Raw genomic sequence first — 790 nt, forward strand, 5'->3', positions numbered from 1 at the left:
CCAGCAGAGGCCGAGGAGAAGTTCTATGAACAGTACAACGAGTTCGATAAAGTCGCGTAAAACGGAGTAATCAGCCTCCGGCAAAACCGGGGCGGTTCATGGCGGTGCCTTTGTGGCGTGAGCCAACTCGTGCGCCCAGACCCCGTAGAAATGCCGCGGGTCCCGAAACCGCGTGATCGAGGGCATGTAGACCTTGTCCACGGGAGGCAGATAGTAGGCCTCGCCGCCCGCGAAAACCGTGGTGATGTCGATCGCATCAAAGAATGTCTGCATATACGGGATGGGTTCAGCAGGCGGATAATCAGGCACCGGCCCGGGTCGGGATGGAAGCTCTCCGGCAGGTCCTCGATCTGATCTGCGTTGAACACGCGATAGGATTTCTGGAATCTGAAGACGCGGGTTTCATTCCCATCGCCCTCATCGGCGTTTCCGGACGCCTCGTCCTGTTTCCGGCTCTGGCCGTAATAGACCACCACGGAGGACCTCTCGCCCTTGCGCACCTTGGCGCCCAGGGCATTGGCTTGCGGGATGGTCATCCAGAAGGGCGAAGTGTAGTCCATCACCATCGTCCGCATTGTCAGCAGGAAGTTGTTCACCCCCTGGTAGGGTTCACCGCCCACGCGCAGGGGACGAGAACTGCCACCTGCGGTCCATGGCTTGCGCCACGGCAGGACGCCGCGCTCGATGATACTGTCAATGAGCGTTCAAAACTGACCCGTCTTCAGCGTTTGATTTTGACCCACCCTATAAGGTGCAAAGCCCCCAGGCGGGCCGCCCTCATATAGCGAGT

Annotated in this window: 1 pseudogene; it reads right to left on the reverse strand. The window is 59.4% G+C overall.

Annotated features, from left to right (window positions below):
• Positions 1-102 precede the first annotated feature (102 nt).
• Positions 103-689: pseudogene (locus tag M8744_RS17855) on the reverse strand (ArdC-like ssDNA-binding domain-containing protein); the annotation flags it as partial.
• Between the last annotated feature and the right edge of the window lie 101 nt (positions 690-790).

The sequence above is a fragment of the Lutimaribacter degradans genome (assembly GCF_023703375.1).
Taxonomy (GTDB): domain Bacteria; phylum Pseudomonadota; class Alphaproteobacteria; order Rhodobacterales; family Rhodobacteraceae; genus Lutimaribacter; species Lutimaribacter degradans.